This window comes from Streptomyces sp. NPDC059567, from assembly GCF_042735655.1.
GTDB lineage: Bacteria > Actinomycetota > Actinomycetes > Streptomycetales > Streptomycetaceae > Streptomyces.
This window is the reverse complement of the sequence record NZ_JBHWBS010000002.1, coordinates 229,459-251,219: the sequence shown is the minus strand read 5'-3', so window position 1 is coordinate 251,219 and position 21,761 is coordinate 229,459. Positions and strand designations below refer to the sequence as shown.

The 21,761-nt window shown below is 74.0% G+C and carries 12 protein-coding genes; 11 read left to right on the top strand and 1 reads right to left on the bottom strand.

The features are described 5' to 3' along the window. Positions 1–228: 228 nt before the first annotated feature. The 11 genes from ACFVZW_RS02450 to ACFVZW_RS02400 all read left to right on the top strand — a co-directional run bounded on the left by ACFVZW_RS02450 (position 229) and on the right by ACFVZW_RS02400 (position 21,318). The gene (locus tag ACFVZW_RS02450) at positions 229–2,619 is read left to right on the top strand and encodes a hypothetical protein (protein ID WP_384515518.1); all 2,391 of its coding nucleotides are present in this window, start codon (positions 229–231) and stop codon (positions 2,617–2,619) included. Beyond that, the gene (locus ACFVZW_RS02445; RefSeq protein ID WP_384515516.1) at positions 2,616–3,878 is read left to right on the top strand and encodes a hypothetical protein; all 1,263 of its coding nucleotides are present in this window, start codon (positions 2,616–2,618) and stop codon (positions 3,876–3,878) included. Before ACFVZW_RS02450 ends, ACFVZW_RS02445 begins: the two co-directional genes overlap by 4 nt. After that, positions 3,875–4,450 carry a Pycsar system effector family protein gene (locus tag ACFVZW_RS02440; RefSeq protein WP_384515513.1) on the top strand — a complete coding sequence of 192 codons (576 nt, stop codon included), beginning with the start codon at positions 3,875–3,877 and terminating at the stop codon, positions 4,448–4,450. The genes ACFVZW_RS02445 and ACFVZW_RS02440 overlap by 4 nt, the downstream gene beginning before the upstream one ends. A 6-nt stretch (positions 4,451–4,456) precedes the next feature. Then, a complete protein-coding gene (locus ACFVZW_RS02435) occupies positions 4,457–6,880 on the top strand; it encodes a VWA domain-containing protein (RefSeq protein WP_384515510.1) in 2,424 nt (807 codons plus the stop codon). A gap of 39 nt (positions 6,881–6,919) precedes the next feature. Then, positions 6,920–10,327: a tubulin-like doman-containing protein gene (locus ACFVZW_RS02430; RefSeq protein ID WP_384515507.1), complete on the top strand. Its 3,408-nt coding sequence runs from the start codon at positions 6,920–6,922 to the stop codon at positions 10,325–10,327. Further along, complete coding sequence (locus tag ACFVZW_RS02425; protein WP_384515505.1) at positions 10,324–12,738, top strand: hypothetical protein; 2,415 nt, start codon at positions 10,324–10,326, stop codon at positions 12,736–12,738. The genes ACFVZW_RS02430 and ACFVZW_RS02425 overlap by 4 nt, the downstream gene beginning before the upstream one ends. Then, the gene (locus ACFVZW_RS02420) at positions 12,735–14,900 is read left to right on the top strand and encodes a hypothetical protein (RefSeq protein WP_384515502.1); all 2,166 of its coding nucleotides are present in this window, start codon (positions 12,735–12,737) and stop codon (positions 14,898–14,900) included. The genes ACFVZW_RS02425 and ACFVZW_RS02420 overlap by 4 nt, the downstream gene beginning before the upstream one ends. Continuing rightward, positions 14,900–17,086, top strand: a complete 2,187-nt coding sequence (locus ACFVZW_RS02415) for a hypothetical protein (protein WP_384515500.1) — start codon at positions 14,900–14,902, stop codon at positions 17,084–17,086. The genes ACFVZW_RS02420 and ACFVZW_RS02415 overlap by 1 nt, the downstream gene beginning before the upstream one ends. A gap of 59 nt (positions 17,087–17,145) precedes the next feature. Next, positions 17,146–18,378, top strand: coding sequence for an arginine deiminase (locus ACFVZW_RS02410; protein WP_384515497.1), 1,233 nt, complete (start codon positions 17,146–17,148; stop codon positions 18,376–18,378). A 285-nt stretch (positions 18,379–18,663) separates the two neighbouring features. Continuing rightward, positions 18,664–19,674: an ornithine carbamoyltransferase gene (gene argF / locus ACFVZW_RS02405; protein ID WP_384515494.1), complete on the top strand. Its 1,011-nt coding sequence runs from the start codon at positions 18,664–18,666 to the stop codon at positions 19,672–19,674. 144 nt (positions 19,675–19,818) lie between these two features. Then, complete coding sequence (locus ACFVZW_RS02400) at positions 19,819–21,318, top strand: amino acid permease (RefSeq protein ID WP_384515491.1); 1,500 nt, start codon at positions 19,819–19,821, stop codon at positions 21,316–21,318. Here the strand turns inward: ACFVZW_RS02400 and ACFVZW_RS02395 are convergent. Further along, positions 21,278–21,715, bottom strand: coding sequence for an ATP-binding protein (locus ACFVZW_RS02395; RefSeq protein ID WP_384515488.1), 438 nt, complete (start codon positions 21,713–21,715; stop codon positions 21,278–21,280). The genes ACFVZW_RS02400 and ACFVZW_RS02395 overlap by 41 nt on opposite strands. Positions 21,716–21,761 lie beyond the last annotated feature (46 nt).

Here is a 21,761-nt window from a genome sequence, read left to right as displayed (position 1 = left end):
ACCCCCCCCCACACCCTACCCCCGCCGCCCGCCTTGGGGCGCCCGGGCGGGGGGGGGGGGCGGGGGCCGCGCCCCCCCCCGGGGGGGGGGGCGCGGGGGGGGGCCCCCCCCCCCCCCCACCGACACCCCCACGCGGGGCGACAGCTACCAGGCCGGTCGTGACCTCGTGGTGATCAAGGACAACACGATCCACGGCGGAATCACCGGGATCCGGCACGGGGAGGGCGCATGAGCGACGAGGACGGCGCCGCGGGCCGGGACGAGCCCAGGGACGACGGCCCCTCCGCCGGTGGCGACTCCTCGGGCGCCGGCGGCGACCGGGCGGGAGGCGATCGGCACGGCGGCGACCGACACGGCGGCGACCGAGCGGGCGCCGACCGGCCCGGCGCCGACCGGACCGATGCCGCGGGTGAACAGCAGCCCGAGGCCAACCCCTTCGACCGGGCCGGCCGCAGCCCCGTCGACGGCGTGGGCGGCACCGGCGGCGCCGGCACCGCACGCGCCGCCCTGCGCACGCTCGCACCGCGACCCTCCGGCCGCACCTACGACATCGGCCGCGACGGCCAGATCTACGAGGGCAACCAGTTCATCACCCAGTACTGGTCGAGCCCGGGCACGCGCTCGGACATCGTGCAGGGCCGGGTGCCCGAGGAGACCCTCCAGCGCCTGGACGACATCTACTGCGAGGTCCCCGGCTACGTACGGATGAAGGAACTCCTGCGGGAGAGCCGCCTCCTGGTCCTGTGCGGCGAGACCGGCAGCGGCCGCAAGGCCACCGCCCTCGCCCTCCTCTCCGAACTCACCGACCACAAGGTCGCCCGCCTCGACCCCCGCCACCGCGTCGACGAGATCGAGACCGACGTCCTGGAGCGGGCCTGCGGCCACCTCCTGGAGCTGCCGTCCGACGACGCCCGCCTCGATCACGAGCCGCAGCGCGGCCGGGACGAGCCCCGTGACCGGAGCCGCCGCTCCCGCATCCGCCTCTCCGAACTGCACCTCGACCGGTTCAGCCGGCAACTGCGCGAACAGGACGCGTACGGCGTCGTCCTCGTCGAGAGCGGCGACCTCGCCGACCGGCTGATGCGCGGACGGTACGGGATGTACTGCCCGCCCCCGCCCTCCGACGAGGTCCTCTACCGCCATCTGCGTCAGCTGCTGCGTGGCGAACCCGCGGGCGCCCTGGACTCCGCGCGCGACCTCGCCCGACGGCCCGAGGTGACCAAGGCCCTGGGCCTCGACGCGCTGCGCCCGCGCGAGGCCGCCCGGCTCGCCGACCACCTGGCCCGGCGGCAGAAGGAGGAGCTCACCGACGAGGAACTCCTGGAGGACTGCTCGGCGTTCGTACGGGCCCAGGCACGCGCATGGTTCGCCGGCGCGGACCGCCCCGGTACCCTGCCCGAGGCGCAGCCCGCCCTCGACGCCACCGCGTTCCGTATCGCCGTCGCCGTCTTCAACGGCTCCGCCTACAGCATCGCGGCCGAGGCCGCCGAACTCCTCTCGTGGGAGTTCAGCTCCACCCTCGACCCCGAGCACCCGCCGGGCCGGCGCCTCTTCGGCACCCACGCCGACGGCCGTCCGGTCCTCGCCCGCTCCGTCCTCGAGGACGGCGAGCTCGATCTCGGCCCCGCCAAGGTTCCCGTGCGGGCGATCCGCTTCCAGGGCGACGCGCTGGCCACCGCCGTCCTCGGCGAGATCTGGCACGGCTACCACAATGTGCGCGGCCCGGTCTCCCGCTGGCTCCGCTCGCTGTGCGACGACCCGCGCCCGGAGGTGTGGGTCCGCGCCTCCATCGCCGCCGGGGTGCTCTGCTCCTGGGACTGGATCCACGGGTTCGGCGAACTGATCGCCCCGATGGCGGTCACGGACGGTGCCGTACCGCGGATGGCCGCCGCCACGGCACTCGCCGAGGCCGCCCGGGACCCCCGTGTCCGGCCGGCCGTCGTCGCCGTCCTGAAGGAGTGGGCCGACGACGACGAACTGCGCGACGTGGTCCTGCTCGCCCACGGCTATGTGCTGGCGGCGGGCACCGTGGGCGGTTCGCTCGACGGGCTGGCGCGGGTGGTGCGCGGGCGCGAGGCGACCGACGTGGACGTCCTGTCCGCGGCGGCGTTCAGCGTCGCGAGGCTCCTCGCCTCGGGGGAGCCGGAGACGGTGACCCGGCGGATGACCGAGTGGCTCGCGGACGGGCGCCTCAATCTCGCCAACCTGGTCCTCGTCACCATGGTCGACACCCTGACGTTCCGGACCACCCATCTGTGGGGCCTGCGCGACGTGCCCGAACTCGAACCGCACGCCGCCCGGCCGCTGCTCGTCGCCCTGCTCGCCACCCGCCCCGAACTCACGCCGGAGCTGGGCGCCCTGCTGCGCCACACGCTCAACACCGCGCGCTCCGGCGAGGTGGCCCTCGACGGTCTGGGCAGCCTGCTGCGCCGGGCCGCCAAGGACGAGGAGGCGCTCGGTCACGTCTGCCGGCTCCTGCCGCTGCTCGGTGTGAGCCGCCGGGACCGGGACCGGCTGCGGGGGTTGCTGAAGGAGCTGGTCGGCGACCGGGACCGGCCCATGGACAAAGGCGCGGCGGGCCGGATGTGGGACGCCGTCGCGGAAGGAGCGACGCGATGAACGAGCCGCAGAACCAGGGCGGCCCCTCCGACGAGCGCCGGGGGCAGGAACAGGGACGACAGGAACAGGACCCGCGCGGCAACGGGGCCAGAGGCCCGCTGCTCCGCGAGCGCAAGCCCCCGTACAAGCGCGACAGCGGCCAGATCGCCGCCGTCCTGCTCTACCGCAACGGTGGCCACCGGGTCGCGTGGCCCGACCGCAACGAGGACACCGACAAGCCCCTGCTCGGCTTCCCTTACACCGTCTTCGAGGTCCAACTCGGGCGCAATGTCACCGAGTTCGAACTCACGCTGCCCGCCTCCGGCGACGGGGTCTTCTTCAAGGCCGCCGCCCGGGTCCAGTGGGAGGTCGCCGACCCGCACCTCGTCGTCACCCAACAGGTCTGGGACGTCGCCGAGTTGCTGCGCGACGACCTCCTCGACGGGCTGCGCGCGGTCTCCCGCAGGTTCCGGCTCACCGACGCCCAGCGCGCCGACGAGGCCGTACGGGACGAGCTCGGCTCCGGACGGTTCAGCCTCGGCGCGGACCTCGGGCTGCGGACCCGCGTGCTCGTCTTCATCGACCTGGACGACGCCATCAAGGAGGCGATCGGCAAGCGCGACATGGTCTCCGTGACCATGCAGGTGGACGAGCGCGAGATGGAGCAGCAGCGCCTCAAGGACATGGCCGAGCGGCGGCTGGTAGCCGAGCGCGCCCGCGACCTCGAAGAGCTCTTCCGGCGCGGCGACCTCGCGCAGATCGCCCACCACATGGCGATGAACCCCGACAAGCAGTGGGACATCAGGCGCGAGCTCCAGCACGAGAAGCGGGAGGGCCAGGCCGACTTCCTCGCGGTGTTCAACCGGCTCCTCGACACCGGGGTCCTGGAGCGGCACGACATCGGGGAACCGATGTACCAGGTACTGGAGTTCCTGCGGGAGAGCACCGGAACCGTACTCGGCGGAGTCGCCGGGCACGTCCTCAACCCGCCCGGTTCCGGCCGGGGGCGGGCCGCCCTGGACCGCGGGCGCCCCGAACCGGTCCAGCCGCCGTGGGACGCCGACGCCGACGGGGACACCGACGCCGGTGGGGACGAAGCGCCCTGGGACGAGCGCCGGGAAACGGGCCGGGCGCGGAGCGACGACCGGGACGAGGGGGACAGGCCGGTGTACGAGCCGACCCGCGTCCAGTCCTCCTCCGAGCGCGACCGCGACGACAACCGAGGGCGGCCGTCCCGCTCCCGGCCCAGCTCCGACTTCGACGACTGGGACGCCGAATGACCACGCCCGCGCCCGTCCCGCCCCCGGCGCCCCGCGACCCCACGTCCCCGACGGCGCCGCCCGCAGCCCCCGACCCCGTACCTCCGACGTCCCTTCCGGCTCCCGACCCCGAAGACCTCCGCTTCATGGCCGACCGGCTCCTCGTCACGGTCCGCGAGGACATCGGCCGGGCCGACACCAAGGCGGCGATCCTGCTCTCCGGCGCCCTCGCCTTCCTCGCGGTGGTCTTCTCCCGGGACAACGGCCCGCTGCCCGGCTCCGGCGCGGGTCTCGCCCTGCTCGTCATGGCCGGGACGCTGTGGACGGCCGGGGTCCTGATGCTCGTCTCGGTGGTCCTGCCGCGCACCCGCATAGGGGCCGACCGCACCCTCCTGCGCGAACTGACGGCGGGGGCGCCCCCGGACGCGCTGCGCGACCGGCTCACGGCGTCCGGCGAGGACGCCACCGGCTGGCTCCTCGAACAGGCGAGCGTGCACGGTGTCGTGCTCGCCGCGAAATACCGGTGGCTGCGCCTGGGCGTCTGCTCCCTCGTGCTCGGCGCGCTGCCGGCCCTCTTCAGCGAACTGTGGTGAGAGACAATGCAGTGGAGAAACACCGGGGGCGTCCTGCTCCTCGCCGGGGCGCTGCTCGCGCTCTCCGGCCCGGCGGGCCAGACCGGCGCCGACGCGGCGACCCCGCGGACCCCCGCCTCCCCGACCGCCCCGCCGACGGACGACGGCCCCGACCCGATCGACTTCGCCGTCGTCGTCGACCAGTCCGCGAGCCTCGCCGACAAGGACCTGGCACTCGAGACCGAAGCGGCCGCGCTGCTCAGCCAGGGTGAGATATCCGAGCGTTCGCGGGCCACCGTCATCGGCTTCGGCAGCTCCGAGAAGGCCGGCCAGTCCCCGGTACGGGAGGTCTGCCCGCTCACCGTCGCCGACGCGGCCGGCCGCCAGCACCTCAGCGACTGCGTCCCGCGGCTGACCCGGCGCGACGCGGCGAGCATGGGACCCGGCACCGACTTCCCCGCCGCGATCCGCCAGGCCGTCTCCCGGCTCACCGAGGACGGCAGGAAGGACACGCCCAAGGTCGTCTTCCTGCTCACCGACGGCAAGCTCGACGTGAGCGACAGCCCGGAGTACGGCACCGACAAGGCCAACCGGCAGGCGAACGGCGAGAAGCGGCTCGCCGAGGAACTCGCCCGCGCCCGGGCGGCGTCCGTCCAGATCTGGCCGCTCGGCTTCGGCGGCGAGATCGACCGCGCCGCGCTCACCGCCATGGCCGAGGGCGGCCACCGCGGCAGCTGCGCCGACCTGCCCGAGGCCACTCCGAAGATGCGCGTGGTCGACACCGCCGCGAAGATCGACAAGGCGCTCCAGGAGACCTTCGCGGCCGCCCGCTGCGCGCGGATCGCGCACGGCACCGTCGGCAAGCCGCCCGCCGACCTGTCCGTCACCATCCCGCCCATCGCCACCGACGGCTCGCTCACGGTCGGCAAGCACGACCCCAAGGTACGGGTGACCTACTACGACCCGAGCGGGCGCAAGGTGCCCACCCAGGGCGAGTTCGACGGCTCCACCTTCGAGGTCAGCGGACAGGACGGTCCGGTCGAGGCGCTGCGCGTCAAGAACCCGATGCCCGGCCGCTGGCGCGTCCACATCGAGGCCCCGGAGGGCCACCGGGACCGCGAGGTCGCCGTCCGGGCGATCTGGCAGGGCCGGCTGCGCTCCGAGGTCACGCTCGACCCCGCCTCGCCGCGCGCCGGCCAGGAAGCCGTCGTCGAGGTACGGATGCAAACCCGGCGCGGGGTCGTCATCACCGACCCCAAGCTGCTGGAAGGCGTCAAGGTCTCCGCCGTACTGACCGGCGCCGGCTTCACGCCCGTCACCGTCCGCCTCACCGACGACGGCCGCGCCCCCGATCGCAGGGCCGGCGACGTCCGGTTCTCGGGCCGGATCACCGTCCCCGCCACCGCCACCGGCGACCTGACGCTCGTCACGGACATGGCGGCGCCCGGCGTCACCTCCGACCGCCGCCCGCTCAACACCACTCGGTCGGAGGGCACCCCCGTCGTCACCGCCGGGCTCGCCGTCGACCGGGTGACCGTGCACCCCGGAGACACCGTGCGGGGCACCCTCGACATCACCAACAACGACAGCGGCCCGCACACCCTGCGCCTCGCCCTGAAGGACCAGACGGCCGGCTCCGACCTGAAGGTGTCCCCGGCCACGGTCACCGCCGAAGCGGGCCGGAAGACCCGGTTCGACTTCACCGTCACCGTGGGGAAGAGCACCCCCGTCGGCGAACTCGGCGGCCTGGTCGAGGTCCTTGACACCGGTGACGCCGGGCCGCCCCTCGACACCGCCTTCCTCGACGTAAGCGTCGAGGCGCCCCCCACCTGGTGGGACCGGTGGTGGTGGGCGGTGATCGGCGGGGCGGCGGCCGTCCTGCTCGCCGGCGCCGTCGCGGGCATCCGGCTGGTCGCCCGCAGCCGCCGCAAGGACCTGACCGGGGTCCGGCTCGAACTCCTCCGCGACGGACAGTCCCTCAGCACGCTCACCGTCCGCAACGGCCAGAGCAGCGGCGGCGAGTACCTCTTCACGGTCGAGGAGGCGAGGGGCACGGCCCCCGCGCTGCGCCGCGCCCGTGGCGCGTCCTCGGCCCACCGGCTGCGCCGCACGGGCGCCGGTGAACTGCTGCTGCGCCCGAACGGAGGGCGGGAGTTCTCCGTACGCCCCGGAGTGCCCGCCGGGCTCGACGACTTCGAGCTCGTCGTCGGCGACGGCCGCCGCACCGGCCGTGGCGGACAGGCCGCATCCGGCGGCCGGGCCGACAACGGCAGATCGACGCGCACGGACCGGACACCCGGTGCCGGCGGCTGGCGCGCCCGCGTCCCCCGTCGACGCGCCCCCGCCCCCGGCGACCGCGACACCGGCCGGGACCGGAGCCGTACGCCCGACACCGACGAGGGCCGCCGGGAGCAGCCCACGACCACCAGCACATGGGACCCGAATTTCTGACCGGACCACGCAGCACAGGGTCCCAAGGGGAGACACGACATGAAGATCTACCAGCCCATGCTCTTCGTCGGCCTCGGCGGCACCGGCGCACGCATCGGCAGCGAACTCGAGCGGAGCCTGCGCAGAGAGCTGTGCGGGCCCGACGGCACCGACCTCGTCGACGGGGGCAAGCGGCTCCCCTTCCAGCTGCCCGAATGCCTCCAGTTCGTCTACGCGGACTTCAGCGAGGGCGATCTGAGGCAGCAGCCGCAGTTCCGGGCCAGGGGATCGGAGAGCCAGGCCTACGCCCGTACGTCCAGGGTGATCCGCGATCTGCTGCCGGCCGAGTTCGACGCCTCGCCCGAGGTGACCCGCATGTTGCGGATCGCCCTGCACGAGGAGACCCGGTCCTGGCTGCCGCCGCAGGCCCGCCAGCCCCGGGTCGCCCCCCTGCACGACGGCGCGGGCCAGCTGCCGACCGTGGGCCGCGCCGCGCTGTTCGCGACGATGCGCTCCGGCCTCGAACCGGTCCTGCGCCAGCTGCGCGAGGCCATCAGCGCCATCGGCACCGCGGCCGGCGACCTCCAGCGGGTCGGTGGCGGCCGGATCCGCGGGTGCGACGTCTTCGTCGCCTTCTCGGTGGCCGGCGGCACCGGAGCCGGCATCTTCTACGACTTCCTCCACCTCATCGGGCACGAGTTCCGCCACGCCAAGGTGCGCGGCGTGAAGATCTATCCGCTGGTCGTCATGCCCTCCGCGTTCCCGCCCGAGGCGGGCGGCGGCCGGGAGGCCGAACTGAACGCGGCCCGCGCCCTGGTGGACCTCTCCCGGCTCGTCGACGACCAGAACGTGCCGGACGCCCTCGACGAGGTCGGCGACATCGGACAGCGCAGCCGGATCAGCGTCCACTACCCGGGGGAGGGCGTCGTCGCGCTGCGGCCCTCGACCGTGCAGACCGCCTTCCTCTTCTCCAAGCCCTCGGTGATCCGGCCCGAGGACCTGCGCCGCTCCATCACCGCCATGGTGATGTCCCTCATCGGCACCGAACTCGGCGAGGACACCGGATCGGGCAGCCACGGCGGGGACGACGACTACCAGTCCTTCGCCGCCAGCTTCGTGAACAAGAGCGTGGAGCGGTCCACCCCCGCCCGTACCGGCATCGGCTACCGCGGCATGTCCAGCAGTCTCGCCGCCTCCCTCACCGTGCCGGTCGACGACCTCGCCGAGATCGTCGCCGCCCGCCTCCTCGCCCAGGCCGTCCGCGGCATGACCGAGAAGGCCCGCCGGCCCTCCACCGAGTCCCCCGAACTCGTGCGGGAGCTCTTCAACCGCTCCGGCATCGGCCGGCTGTGGACCCGCGAGGCCCCGGACGTGCCCGATCCCGAGGAACTCCCGCGGGGGAACCGGGCGATCACCAAGGCGCTGCGGGACCGGCTCGGCGACATGGAGGACTCGCTCGCCCGCCTGGAGGGACAGCTCGACCGCGAAGTCCCGCGCCTCACCGAGGAGTTCAAGCCGAGCACCGGAGCCCGTGAACTGCTCGACAAGATCGGGCCCTTCCAGCTGGAGGCCGTCCTGAACGGGCTCCCCGGCCACCCCGACCGGGTCGCCAGGGAAGGGTTCACCGGAATGCTCGACAACCGGCGCAACATTCCCGAACGGCCCTCGCACGTCCAGACCGCGTCCCCCGTGATCCCGCACATCAAGCGCAGCGCCGCCGGTCTCGTACCGGCGCGGTGGACCGATCCCGACGTACAGGACGTGCTCGCCGAACAGCAGGACTGGTACCAGTGGCGGGCGCGGAAGCTGTGGCACAGCGGCTGGGAGGCGGGCGAGCCGCAGTGGCGCGACGCACTGCACCGGATCGTCCACGACCTCGGCGAGCTGACCAAGGCGCTCCGCACCCACGAGCAGGACGAGGGGCGGCTCTTCGCCGACCGCAGGCGCGAGCTGTACCGCGACGACCGCACCGGCATCACCTATCTGCTGCCCCCGCAGAACAGCCTGCGCGCCTTCTACGACGACGTCCTCGACCGGCTCGCGCAGAGCGAACGGCTGCCCGAGAACGTCGACGCCGCCACGCTCCTCGGCCGGCTGGTCCGGCCCGAGGACTGGCGCGCGGCCCTGGACGCCGTCCGCGCCTCGCCCGGCGCCCCGGTCAAGGTGATCAAGCAGGTCGTCGAGCAGCGCGTCAAGCGGCTCTTCGGCGAGGCCAACGAAGACCGCTACACCCGTCCGCTGCTGCCCTCCATGGAGCTGCTGCTGCGGGCCGCGTCCGGCGACGAGGCCGCCGAGTCGAAGATCGACGTCCGCTGGCTGGAGCAGTTCCGCTCCGGTATCGCCGGGCTGCTCCCGCTGGGCTTCAGCCCGGACGGCAGCGGGCCCCTGAAGATCCTCATCGTGCACCCGGCGAGCGAGTCCGACTCCCGCGCCGCCGAGTACCTGGGCGAGGAGCTGAACCTGCCGGCCGGCGCGACCCAGGAGTACCGGGCCGTGGACACCGACTCCCTCACCGTGGTCCTGTTCCGCAGCGGGATGAACCTCACCGACATCTCCGAGGTCCGAGGCGTCCTCAAGGTCTGGGCCGACGCACGGGACTCGGCGGGCGAGGACGACTTCCTGCACTGGCGGCAGCGGCTCGGCTACCAGGACGACTGGCTGGTCTCCACCGAGGAGGACCGGCAGCGGATCCTGCACCGGCTGCTCAACGCGATGTGGAACGGACACATCAGGATCGAGGGTCCCGCCGACTCGCCGGAACTGGTCCGGATCCGGCTCCAGGAGGGCGAGTCCGCGACCATGTCGCTGCGCCTGGAGGGCTTCGACGGGGCGCTCTCCAGCTGGGCGGGCCTGCTGCGCGCCTATGAACGCTGGGCGCTGCTCGACGAGGGCCGCATCATCGAGGAGTTCTGCGAACGGCTGATGCGCGCGCTGCCGAAGGGCCTCGCGACCACGCCCGCGGGCCCCTCGCCGCTCTTCGTCCACTTCGTCGAGAAGGTCGCCCCGCGCCAGCTCGTCCTGATCGAGGAGTTGACCGCGGAGTACGGCGAGGAGGACGCGGAGTGGCTCGTGCCGCTGCGCCACTTCTGGGAGGTGACCTACCCCGGCGCCCTGGACAGGCGCTTCTCCGGGGCGGGCCGCGCCACCCGCCCCACCCTGCGCGCCCTCTTCGAACGCCACGCCCCGAGCGCCCCGGCCCCGGAGCCGCCCCACGTGCCCGAGCCCCGTCCCCCGTACGAGCCCGGGTTCCGCCCGTCGTACGAGTCCGAGCCCCGTTCCCCGTACGAGCCCGGGTTCCGCCCGTCGTACGAGTCCGAGCCCCGTGCCGAGTACGAGCGGGAGCCGCGCCCGTCGTACGAGTCCGAGTCCGCGCGCGAGCCGCGGCCCAGGACGCGGCCGGCACCCGAGCCCACCGAGGCGCCCGAGACCACCCGCTACCCCTGGGACCTGGACGGTGAGGAGGAGTGAACCCCCGCGCGACCCCGGACCACCCGGTGCCCGGCCATGCCGTGTGCCTCGATCTGAGGGCCGGGGTGCACGACCCCGACGGCGCGGTGCGCGCCGCCCTGGACGCCCCGCAGCCCCGCGGCGAACGGCGCTTCCTCGTCCTCGACGACGCCGACCGGCTCGTCGCCCACCAGCTCCTGCACGAGCGCCTGTCGTCCTACGGCCCCGCGCGGGTCGTCTGCCTGGCCGTCGGCGCCCCCGGGCAGCGGAGCCTGAGCCGCTCGCTGACGCTGCGGCCACCGGGGGCGGGAGTGCTCTGGCTGCTCGACGACCCCGACGACGCCGCGCTGCGCCCGCTCGTCGACGTCCTGGCCACCCCGGAGGTCTTCGACGCCGTGCTCCGCGCGCTCGCGGACGTCGTACGGGGCGTGGCGGTCCCCTCCGCCCGCGTCCTGGAGCACGACCTGACCGACGAGGCCCGCGCGCGCTCCTGGCGGCAGGCGGTCGAGGGCCTGGCCGGACCCGACGTGCCGGCCCTCGCGCCGAGCGAGACCGTCCCCGCCGAACTCGCCGTGCTCCTGGACGAGTCCGTGCCGCGCTCCCTCTCCGGTCACGACTGGATTCCCGCCCCGGGACGGGCCGGAATCCTGCTGCGTACCTGCGAGGAGGCCCTGGACGACGCCGTCGAGGGATACACCCGGGTGCGGGGCCCGGCCGGTCTGCTCGGCGGGTCCGGCCGGACGCCCGACCTGCCCGGCGACATCGAGCGGGTGGCGGGCGCCCTGGCCCGCCTCCGTACCGCCGTCGCCGAGGCCTTCGCCGCGGCGGGCGGCACACGGCTCACCGCCGAGCACCGCGGGCAGCTGCGGGACCGGGGCATCGAACTGCCCGAGATGCCACGGGAGATCTCACGCGCGGGGATCGTTCCCGCGCTGCGCGACCACACCCACGATCTGATCGGGCGCGGCCTTCCGCTGCGCTCCGTCGCCGCCCGGCTCGCCGCGCTCTCCTCGCGCACCGCTCCGGCGGGCAGCGCCGCCCGGTTGGCCCGCCTCGACGAGATCTGCGGCCGGGAGGAGAGGAACCGCCTGGCCGCACAGCATCCGTTCACGGCCGGCGGCTCACGGGCCGTCGCCTCTGCGGTCACCGCCGTCCTCGCCCTCGTGGCGGGGCTCTGGCCCGTCGCCGGGTGGGCACTCGGCCCCGCCGTCGGCGTCCTGAGCGCCGGCCTCGCCCATCTGATGCTGCGGCGCAGGCCCAACCGCTCCCCGGACGGACGGCTCGACGGCGGAGGCAGCACGGGCGCCGCGCCCCGGCTCCTCGGCGGCCTCGTGGGCGGCGCCGCCGGAGCGGGCGTGGGCCAGGCCCTCGGCCTCCCCCTCTGGGCGGGGGCCGTGGCCGTGACGGTGGCCGTCGCCGCCGTCGTGGCGCTCGCCCTGCGGGACTGGACACGCGCCGTGGACGACTGGTGGGCCCGGGTGGACCCGGGGAGCGCCGGACGGGCAGTCCGGCAGATCCACACCCTCGTCGTCACGACCGCGGTGCACGACTGGCTCTTCGCCGAGGTGCGCCACCACTGCTCGGACGGCGCCGGCGCCGTCGCCCGGCTGCTGCGAGGACTGGCGGCCACCGCGGACGCGTACGCGTACGAGCCCGGGGTGGAGCCCGGGTCCGAAGGCCGCGGGGTGAAGGAGGAGCGCGTCGACGCCCCGGCGACCGGGGCGAACGCGGCGTGGAGCTGGCAGGACTGGGCGGACAGCGCGGGAGACGACGCCTGGTCCGACGTACCGGACGAGCCGCCGCCGGGACCCGGCCCGGCCCCGGCGCCTCCCCCCGCTGCGCCGCGGTCCGCCGGCGCCGCGCCGCACTGGCTGGAACGCCGGTACGGCGACGGGGGACCCGCCCTCGTGGACACCCTCGTCGCCGACCTCGTCGACGGTACCGTCCGCATCCTCGACAGCTGCTGGGCCGGGATCGAACGGGACCCCGGGAACGCCGGCCGGCTGCCGCTCGACGACCGGCTGACGGAGCTGCTCCACGAAACCCGGGTCCGGCTGGAGCGCGACGTGGCCGCCTCCCCGCCGCCCGGCGCCGCGGACCGGGGCGAGCGCCCCGACGCGGCCCGGCTCACCGGAGTGGCGCCGGACGCGGTCGCCCGGCTGCTCGCGGCCGACGACGACCCCGACCGTACGGTGCCGCTCTGCGGCCCCGAGCATCTGCGGCTGCTGTCCCACGACCCCTCCGCCACCCGCCAGGTCCGCTTCGTGCCCGAGGCGATGCGCCGCGGTGCCACCGGCGACGACATCTGGCGGGGCACGACCGAGGACGTGGTGTGGACGCGCGCGGGACGCCACGCGGGCATCCTGCGTCTCGTTCCGCTGCGCGGCGACGTGGTCCGCATCGTCAGGGAAGAAGGGGCGGGAACGTCATGACCGAGGCGGAAGCGCCACAGCGCCCCGGCCCGCAGGAGGAGCTGGAGTTCCGCACGTATCGGGAGGAGCCGATCAGGTTCGCCGTCCGCTACGGCGAGGACCGCAGGCTCCCCGGCCGCGCCGGCGTCCTGGCCCGGCAGGTCACCCTGAGCACCGGCTGGCCGGCGCTGCAGTTCCGGCTGCCGCTCTCCGCGCAGGGCGACCCGCGGGCGTACGAGATGCTCGAACGGGAGGTCTCCGCCGCCGTCGCCCTCGAACGGCGTTACGGCGCCGAGAAGTTCGGCGAGGTCTTCACCCGGGTGATCGGCTTCGACCTCGAGTGCGCCGAGCCCTTCGTGCTCTACCGGACACCGGGAGGCACGCCGCTCACCGAGTGCCGCGACCGCCTCGGCGGTGACGAGCAGCAGCACATCATCGCCCAACTCGCCCTGGCGGTACGCCTCCTGAGCGAGGTCGGGCTGGTGCACCGGGCGATCGCGCCCGACACCGTCCGCTGGGACGGCACCCATGTGCGGCTCTGCGAGCCGTACGCGGCGCTGCGCACCGGCGAGTCCCGCGAGGTCTTCGGCGCGGCGCCCTGGGCCTCGCCCGAACAGCGCGCGGGACGGGGCGTGGCCGACACCCGCGACGACCTGTGGTCGGTGGCCAGGCTCGGCTACCACCTGCTCTCCGGCCACCCCGATCCGGGCGAGGGCCCGCCCGAGGACCTGGGGGACTACCGGCGCCTCGCGGCGCTCGAACAGAGCGGCCTGTTCGCCACGGAAGCGGCCGCGCGGCCGTCCCCCGTCGAACTGATGCGGCTCCTCCATGTCCCGGACCCGCTCGCCACGGCGGTCGGCACCGCCGATCCGCTCAGCCGGGGCCGCGCCGAGTACGACGCCCAACTCGCCCGCAAGCGCGAGGTGTCGAGGGCGACAGGGCAGAGCCCCTCGCACCCCTCGTACGGGACTCCGGCCGGCTCCTACGACGGTCCGCGCAATCCGTACGACCTGGTGCCGCCGAAGCGCTCCCTGCGCGACCGGTTCTTCGGCGGCGGCGACCCCGACCCCACCCCGCCACCGCCGCCGGCCGCGCCGGCACCCTCCCCGCCGCCGACGCGGGGGCGGATGTGCCCGCATTGCCTGGTCCCCGTCGAGTACGACGAGCGCCTGCTCGTCACCATCGACGCCAAGGGCAACCGGATACCGCTCGACCTCAGCGGCGAGCACCGTCCCGACATCCGGCAGGACGCCCTGCGCAAGGCGTACCACCTGTGCCCGCATGCCGGGCAGGGCGAGGAGGCGCACGAACTCCCCGTCCCCTACCTCACCAACGGCGAGCCGCTGTCCATCGCCCTCGTCGGCAGCTCCTCCGTGGGCAAGACCCATCTGCTCGCAGCCATGCTCGGCGAGGTCGAACTCGGTGGCCTGGAGCCCTACGGTCTGAAGTGCCTGCCGCTCAACCCCGAGGCACACCGCACCTATCTGCGGGAGCGGGTGCAGAGTCTCCAGCAGGGACGACAGCTGGGCCGCACGGGCCAGCAGACCTTCGCCCGGTTCGCCGACGGGCTGCTCGTCTCCGCGCGCGGCACACTGCCCCGGCCCGTCGTCTTCTTCGACCTGGCCGGTGAGGACCTGGCCCAGGACGGGGAGGTCGCCCGCTTCCTGATGGGCGTCGACGCCTTCGTCTTCGTCCTCGACCCCTTGCGCGCGCTGCGGATGCCATCGCTCGACCCGGTGCGCGAACAGAACGGCCTGCCCCGCCGGGACCTCGGGGACGAGGCGTTCACGACGGTCCTCAACCGGATCCCGCGGCAGAACGGCGGCCTGGTGGGCGCGCCGGCGGCCATCGCCGTCAACAAGTCCGACCTGGTGCGCTTCGAACCGGCCGTCGACCGCTGGCTCGGCCGCGCGCTGCCCCGGCGGCTGGACCGGGAGGCGCTGCGCGCCGAGAGCCGGGACGCCTACGCGTTCCTGTCCCATCACGCGAGCCCCGCCTGGCTCAAGCCCTTCGACGACTGTGCGCGCTGCACGCTGCACTTCGTCGCGGCGACCGGCGGGGAGGCCAAGGGGGACCGGTTCCCCCACGGGGCCCGGTCGCGCCGGGTCCTCGCACCGCTGCTGTCCATCTTCGCCATGTGCGGGCTGCTTCCCGAGGCGGAACCGAGCGAGGGGAGAGCCTGATGGCACGGTCGGAGAACGAGGTCGACCAGATCGTCTTCCGCTGGGACAGCGAGAACGTCTCCGGCAGCACCGGGTTCGGCCCCGTGGCCTGGTCGGCGCCGCACGAGGAGGTGGAGACCGTCTTCGGGATCTTCGGCGCGCTGCTGAGGGCGAGCGGCGAGGAGACCCGGCCCGCGCTGCTCCGGCTGCACCAGCGCGCGGGGGTCCTGCTGATACGCCGTACGCCCTGGACGGACCCCGGGGGACGGTCCTCCGTGATCTGCCACGCCCTCGTCGGCTCGGCCGAGCTGCTCGATCCCGCCACCTGCCTGGGCCTGCACGGGTGGAACTGGGAGGGGGCCGCGCTTCCCCTCGCCGAGGTGCGCGGCCCGCTCCCCGTCGTACCGGCACAGGCGCTGGAGCGCGCGGCCGGGCCGATCGCCCTTCAGGGTGTGGAGGCCGAACTCGTCGGAACGACGGCGGAGTTGCTGCGCAACCCGAAGGCGCGGTTCACCCTGCTCGACGAGCGGGGGGACACGGCGTGTCCCGTGCTGTGGGGGCTGCACGGCATGTTCGGAGGGCTCCTCCCCGACCGGCGCTGGACCTTCGCGAGCCACGACACCGTCGAACTGCCCGCGCTGCGCTTCGTGTTCGTCGGCAAGTGGGCGGGCGCGGCGAGCCGGAACACCGACCGTCGCCGCGTCGACCCGCGCGAACGCCTCGGCGACCGCGCGGAGGAGACAGCGGCCCGACTCGTCCACCACCACCTGTGGTCCCTCTCCGAGGCCGCCGAGCACCACCCACCGAACGTCGCCGACGCGCTGGGCGCGGTACCGGGGTCGGGCGACCTCCCCTTGCTGGAGACGGCGGAGCGGGCACTCGCCGTGCTCGACAGGGCGAGGACCCGCGGAGCGGCGGAGACCCGACGCGAGCGGCGCCCGGCGGGCGCCGGGGAGACGCCCCGGGACGACGCGGGCGCCCGCACGGCGTGGCCGGCGGGGGATACGTACGCCGTCGGGGGCTCACGCGGGGCCGGTGGAGACCCCGAGGGCCGGGGCGGCCCGCACTCCGGCCCGCCCGGGACGGGGAACGCGTACGGCGTCGTCGGCGCACCGCGCGGTGGCGAGGCACGGCGCGAGCCCCGTGAGGGGCGGGGGCCGGAGGGCGCCGGGGAGGCGTCCGGGGGTGTCGCACGCTCCCGCGAGGCGTGGCCGGCGGGGGACGCGTATGACGGCGGCGTGGCGCCCCACGATCCGCCGGTGGCTCGGGGGCACCAGGAGTCCGGGGTACGCCGCGAGGAGCCCGGAGCCGGGACGCCGCGCGCGGATCGGCTCCCGTACGGCGGCCACCGCGAGGAGGGGCGCGCGGCGCACGACTTCGGGGTCCGACGGGACGTATCCCCCGCGCCCGCCCACGCGCCGGCGGACGTGCACGTCGTGGATCCCGCCTGGAGCGGGCCCAAACGGGGCGCGCGGAGGCGTTTGCCCCGGCCGCGCGGGCGGGCGAGGGCCGTGGAGACCGGACTCGTACGGCGGCTCGCCGCCTCCGCCGAGGACGCGGAGGCGTCCGTACGGGCCGGGGGCGACGGCGAGCTGCTCGACGCGCTCCGCCGGCCCCAGCCGTACGCCGTCACCACGCTGCTCATGAGGGAGGTCGCCCGACGCCTGCCATCCTGGGGCCATCCGCTTCGGAGGGAGTTCCGCGACCTCGTGATCGAGCAGGAGCTGTTCGCGACGGCGCCCCGCTCCACCCAGCCCGGCGAGCCCGGCGAGGCCGAACGCGCCGCCAACGCCGCCGCGTTGCACCGTTGGGCCGTCCGTCCCCTCCTCGACGAGGGCGACGTCCCGACCGGCGCGCTCGTCGCGCTGCTGTCCGGCCTCCGGTCGAGCCCCGTCCCCGCCGCGCGGTCCGCGTTCCGGCAGATCGTGGACGACGAGAGGCCGGGGCTCCCCGAGGACGTCTGGCGGGCGCTCCTCAGGGAGGCGTACGCCCAGCCCCAGCACCAGCCCCGGGCCACGCGTCCGTCGCCCGCACCCACGCCCGTACCCCCACCACCACCGCGACCCACCGCTCCGCCCCCACCCTCCCGACGGCCCGAACCGCCCCCGGCGGCCTCCTTCGGAGGCGACGGCAAGATCGTCGTCCTCACCCTCGTCGCCTTCATGGTCTCGGCCCTCGCCGTGATCGTCTCGTACTACGCGACGTGACCCGGATCGACCGATCCGAGAACCACGCGCGAGCCGCCTGGCTCCGTCAGGATGGGCGCATGGGATTCCATGTCGACTCCGAGGCCGGGCGGCTCCGCCGCGTCATACTGCACCGGCCCGATCTGGAGCTGAAGCGGCTGACACCCTCCAACAAGGACGCTCTCCTCTTCGACGACGTGCTCTGGGTGCGCCGGGCCCGGCAGGAGCACGACGGATTCGCCGACGTCCTGCGCGACCGGGGCGTCGAGGTCCATCTCTTCGGGGATCTCCTGCGCGAGTCCCTCGAACTGCCCGCCGCCCGCAAGCTCGTCCTCGACCGGGTCTTCGACGAGAAGGAGTACGGCCCGCTGGCCGCCGACCATCTGCGCGCCGCCTTCGACTCCCTCGACGCCTCCGAGCTCGTCGAGGCGCTGGTCGGCGGGATGACGAAGCGGGAGTTCCTGGCCGTGCACCGCGAGCCGACCTCGGTCCGCTTCCACGTCATGGACCTGGACGACTTCGTCCTCAGGCCGCTGCCGAACCACATCTTCACCCGGGACACCTCCGCCTGGATCTACGACGGCGTCTCCATCAACGCGATGCGCTGGCCCGCCCGCCAGCGCGAGACGGTCCACTTCGAGGCGATCTACAAGCACCATCCGCTCTTCACCGGCCCCGAGGCGGGGAACTTCCACCTCTGGTCCGAGGGCCAGGCCGACTACCCGTCCACGATCGAGGGCGGCGACGTCCTCGTGATCGGCAACGGAGCCGTCCTCATCGGGATGAGCGAGCGGACCACCCCGCAGGCGGTGGAGATGCTGGCCCGCGGGATGTTCGCGGCCGGCTCGGCCCGGACGATCATCGCCCTGGACATGCCGAAGCGACGCGCGTTCATGCACCTCGACACGGTGATGACGATGGTCGGCCAGGACACCTTCACGCAGTACGCGGGGCTCGGCATGCTCCGCTCGTACACGATCGAACCGGGCGACGAGGGGCAGTCGCTCCGGGTCACCGACCACCCTCCGGAGCAGATGCACAGCGCGATCGCCGCCGCGCTCGGCCTCCAGGACATCCGCGTCCTCACCGCCACGCAGGACGTCCACGCGGCGGAGCGCGAGCAGTGGGACGACGGCTGCAACGTGCTCGCCGTCGAGCCGGGCGTGGTCGTGGCGTACGAGCGGAACGTCACCACCAACACCCATCTGCGCAAGCAGGGCATCGAGGTGATCGAGATCCCGGGCAGCGAGCTGGGGCGGGGCAGGGGCGGGCCGCGCTGTATGAGCTGCCCGGTGGAGCGTGACGCGGTGTGAGGGACCGGGCGGCGGCGCGGGGGGGGGCCCCGCCCGCCCCCCTGCGCGGCGGGGGGGGGGGGGGGGGGGGGGGGGGGGGGGGGGGGGGGGGGGGTGGGGGGGGGGGGGGGGGGGGGGGGGGGGGGGGGGGGGGGGGGGGGGGGGGCGCCCCCCCCCCCCCCCGCGAAGGTATCGGTTTCGGTGGGGCTACGAGTGGGCCGCATCACTGTATAGACATGCTGATCAGCGTATAGACTTCCAGGCGTTGACTCGTTCGCCGTATCCGACCGTACCCAGGAGCACCCCATGGCCACCGACCTCATCGGCCGCCACTTCCTCAAGGAGCTGGACTTCACCGCCGAGGAGTTCCGCGGTCTGATCGACCTGGCCGCCGAGCTGAAGGCGGCGAAGAAGGCGGGCAACGAGGTCCAGCGGCTGCGCGGCAAGAACATCGCCCTGATCTTCGAGAAGACCTCGACCCGGACGCGCTGCGCCTTCGAGGTCGCCGCGGCCGACCAGGGCGCCTCCACGACCTACCTCGACCCTTCCGGTTCGCAGATCGGGCACAAGGAGTCGGTCAAGGACACCGCCCGCGTCCTCGGCCGGATGTTCGACGGCATCGAGTACCGCGGCGACAGTCAGGCGCACGTCGAGGCGTTCGCCGCCCACGCGGGCGTCCCCGTCTTCAACGGTCTGACGGACGACTGGCACCCCACCCAGATGCTCGCCGACGTCCTGACGATGACCGAGCACACGGACAAGCCGCTGAACGCCGTCACCTTCGCCTACCTCGGCGACGCCCGCTTCAACATGGGCAACAGCTACCTGGTCACCGGCGCCCTCCTCGGCATGGACGTGCGGATCGTCGCCCCGGAGGCGTACTGGCCGGCCGCGGAGGTCGTCGCCTCCGCGCGGAAGCTGGCCGAGACGAGCGGCGCGACGATCACGCTCACCGATGACGTCGCCGCGGGCGTCCACGGCGCCGACTTCGTCGCCACCGACGTCTGGGTCTCCATGGGTGAGCCCAAGGAGATCTGGGACGAGCGGATCGCCCACCTCGCCCCCTACTCCGTGACCATGGACGTCCTGCGCGCCACGGGGAAGGCGGACGTGCGGTTCCTGCACTGCCTGCCGGCCTTCCACGACCTGGGCACGGCCGTCGGCCGTGACATCCACGCCCGGCACGGGCTGACCGAGCTGGAGGTCTCCGACGAGGTCTTCGAGTCGGAGTACTCCGTCGTCTTCGACGAGGCCGAGAACCGGATGCACACGATCAAGGCGGTCCTGGTCGCGACCATGGCGCCCGTCGTCGGATAGCGATACGTCCGATTGGGTGGATATGCGCACCCATGGTTACCATCGGTCGATTGGTGGGGTTCGAGCTCGCACGCTCGGACCCCACGTGTGTGTGACCCACGCGTGCGTGTGCGCGTGTGCTCGACCAGAGATGAGAACCACCGCATGTCCCCGTCCGCGTCGCGGATCAAATCCCCCCAGCAGCTGATCGCCGAATCCGGCGCGGACCTCGAGGGCCACGGCCTCAAGCGCACCATGGGCCTCTTCCAGCTCGTGTGCTTCGGCGTCGGCGCGATCGTCGGCACCGGCATCTTCGTCGGCCTGTCCGACAGCGTCGCCGAGGCCGGCCCCGCCGTCGTGATCTCCTTCGTCCTGGCCGCGATCACCTGTATCTTCACCGCGCTGTCCTTCGCGGAGCTCGGCAGCGCGATCCCCGTCTCCGGCTCCTCCTACTCCTTCGCCTACGCGAGTCTCGGCGAGCGGGTCGCCTTCCTCGTCGGCTGGTGTCTGCTCCTGGAGTACGGGGTCTCGGTGTCGGCGGTCGCGGTCGGCTGGAGCCAGTACCTCAACGAGCTGCTCGACAGCCTCATCGGCCTTCGGCTGCCCGCCGCGCTCTCCTCCGGTCCCGCCGACGGCGGGATGATCAACCTGCCGGCGGTGGTCGTCATCCTTCTCGCCGCCGTGCTGCTGGTGCGCGGGATCCGGGAGAGCGCCCGGGCGACGGCCGCGATGGCCGTCCTCAAGATCGGGGTCCTGATCGTCTTCTGCGCGATCGGGTTCACCGCCTTCCAGGACGGCAACCTCTCGCCGTTCGCCGGACACGGCGCCGCCGGGATCACCGCGGGGGCCTCGCTGGCGTTCTTCTCGTACATCGGCTTCGACGCGATCACCACCGCCGGTGAAGAGGTGAAGAACCCCCGCCGCACCATCCCTCTCGCCATCCTCATCTGCATCGGGGTCGTCACGGTGCTGTACGGCGCGGTCGCGCTCTCCGCGATCGGGGCGCTCGGCGCCGACGCCGTCGGCGACAAGCCGGCCGCGCTCTCGCTCGTGGTCGACCAGGTCACCGGGTCGACGGTCGGCGGCGGGGTCATCGCCTTCGGTGCGGTCGTCGCGATCGCGTCCGTCGTCCTCGCGGTGATGTACGGACAGACCCGCATCCTGATGTCGATGTCCCGCGACGGGCTCGTCCCCCGGGTCTTCGAGCGGGTCTCGCCGAAGAGCGCGACCCCGGTCGCCAACACCTGGATCGTGGCCGCCGTCTTCGCGGTCCCGGCCGCCTTCTCCTCGCTCGACGTCGTGGTCGGTCTGACGACGATCGGCACGCTGGCCGTCATGGCCGTCGTGAACATCGCGGTGATCGTGCTGCGCCGTCGCGATCCGGAGCTGCCGCGCTCCTTCCGGGTGCCGCTCTATCCGGTCAGCCCGCTGGTGGGCGTCGCCTTCTGTCTCTATCTGATCTGGGGCACCGGCTGGGAGACCTGGGTGCAGTTCGCGGTCTTCCTCGCCGTCGGCGCACTGGTGTACGCGTTCTACGGGCGCCGCAACTCGCGCCTGGTCACGGCCGTGCCGTCCGCCGCTGTCGGGGCCGAAGCCCTGCCGCCGGCCGCTGCTCGGGCCGAGGCTACGCCGACCGACGCTGTGCCGGTATCGCGGGAAGGGTGAACCAGACCGCCTTTCCGTGCGCGGTGGGGCGCTGGCCGCAGTCGCTGCTGAGCGCGCGGATGAGCAGCAGGCCGCGGCCGTGCTCCTGCCAGGGGTCGGGCCAGTCGCCCGGCTCCGGGCCGATCAGCTCTCCGGGGCGGGCCGGCCGCCGGTCGTGCACCTCGACCTGACAGCCGCCCGGGAGCAGCTCGACGACCAGCTCGATGGGGTCCTCGTCGTCGGTGTGCTCGACGGCGTTGGCGACCAGCTCGGCGGTCAGCAGCTCCGCCGTGTCGCTGTCGGCGGGCGCGTCGAGGTCGGTGAGCGCCGTGCGGACCAGCGCGCGGGCGATCGGCACGGCCGCGGTGGTGTGCGGAAGGTGGATGCGCCACGTGGTGGGGTCGGTGGCTTCGACCATGGCTGGGTCCGTTCGGCGGGGAGGGCGGGGGAGGACGGCGCGTCCC

Bases quoted from the DNA above. Each gene is read 5' to 3' on its own strand.
- ACFVZW_RS02450 (WP_384515518.1), top strand. From the start codon at position 229: ATGAGCGACGAGGACGGCGCCGCGGGCCGGGACGAGCCCAGGGACGAC.
- ACFVZW_RS02445 (WP_384515516.1), top strand. From the start codon at position 2,616: ATGAACGAGCCGCAGAACCAGGGCGGCCCCTCCGACGAGCGCCGGGGG.
- ACFVZW_RS02440 (WP_384515513.1), top strand. From the start codon at position 3,875: ATGACCACGCCCGCGCCCGTCCCGCCCCCGGCGCCCCGCGACCCCACG.
- ACFVZW_RS02435 (WP_384515510.1), top strand. From the start codon at position 4,457: ATGCAGTGGAGAAACACCGGGGGCGTCCTGCTCCTCGCCGGGGCGCTG.
- ACFVZW_RS02430 (WP_384515507.1), top strand. From the start codon at position 6,920: ATGAAGATCTACCAGCCCATGCTCTTCGTCGGCCTCGGCGGCACCGGC.
- ACFVZW_RS02420 (WP_384515502.1), top strand. From the start codon at position 12,735: ATGACCGAGGCGGAAGCGCCACAGCGCCCCGGCCCGCAGGAGGAGCTG.
- ACFVZW_RS02415 (WP_384515500.1), top strand. From the start codon at position 14,900: ATGGCACGGTCGGAGAACGAGGTCGACCAGATCGTCTTCCGCTGGGAC.
- ACFVZW_RS02410 (WP_384515497.1), top strand. From the start codon at position 17,146: ATGGGATTCCATGTCGACTCCGAGGCCGGGCGGCTCCGCCGCGTCATA.
- argF (WP_384515494.1), top strand. From the start codon at position 18,664: ATGGCCACCGACCTCATCGGCCGCCACTTCCTCAAGGAGCTGGACTTC.
- ACFVZW_RS02400 (WP_384515491.1), top strand. From the start codon at position 19,819: ATGTCCCCGTCCGCGTCGCGGATCAAATCCCCCCAGCAGCTGATCGCC.
- ACFVZW_RS02395 (WP_384515488.1), bottom strand. From the start codon at position 21,715: ATGGTCGAAGCCACCGACCCCACCACGTGGCGCATCCACCTTCCGCAC.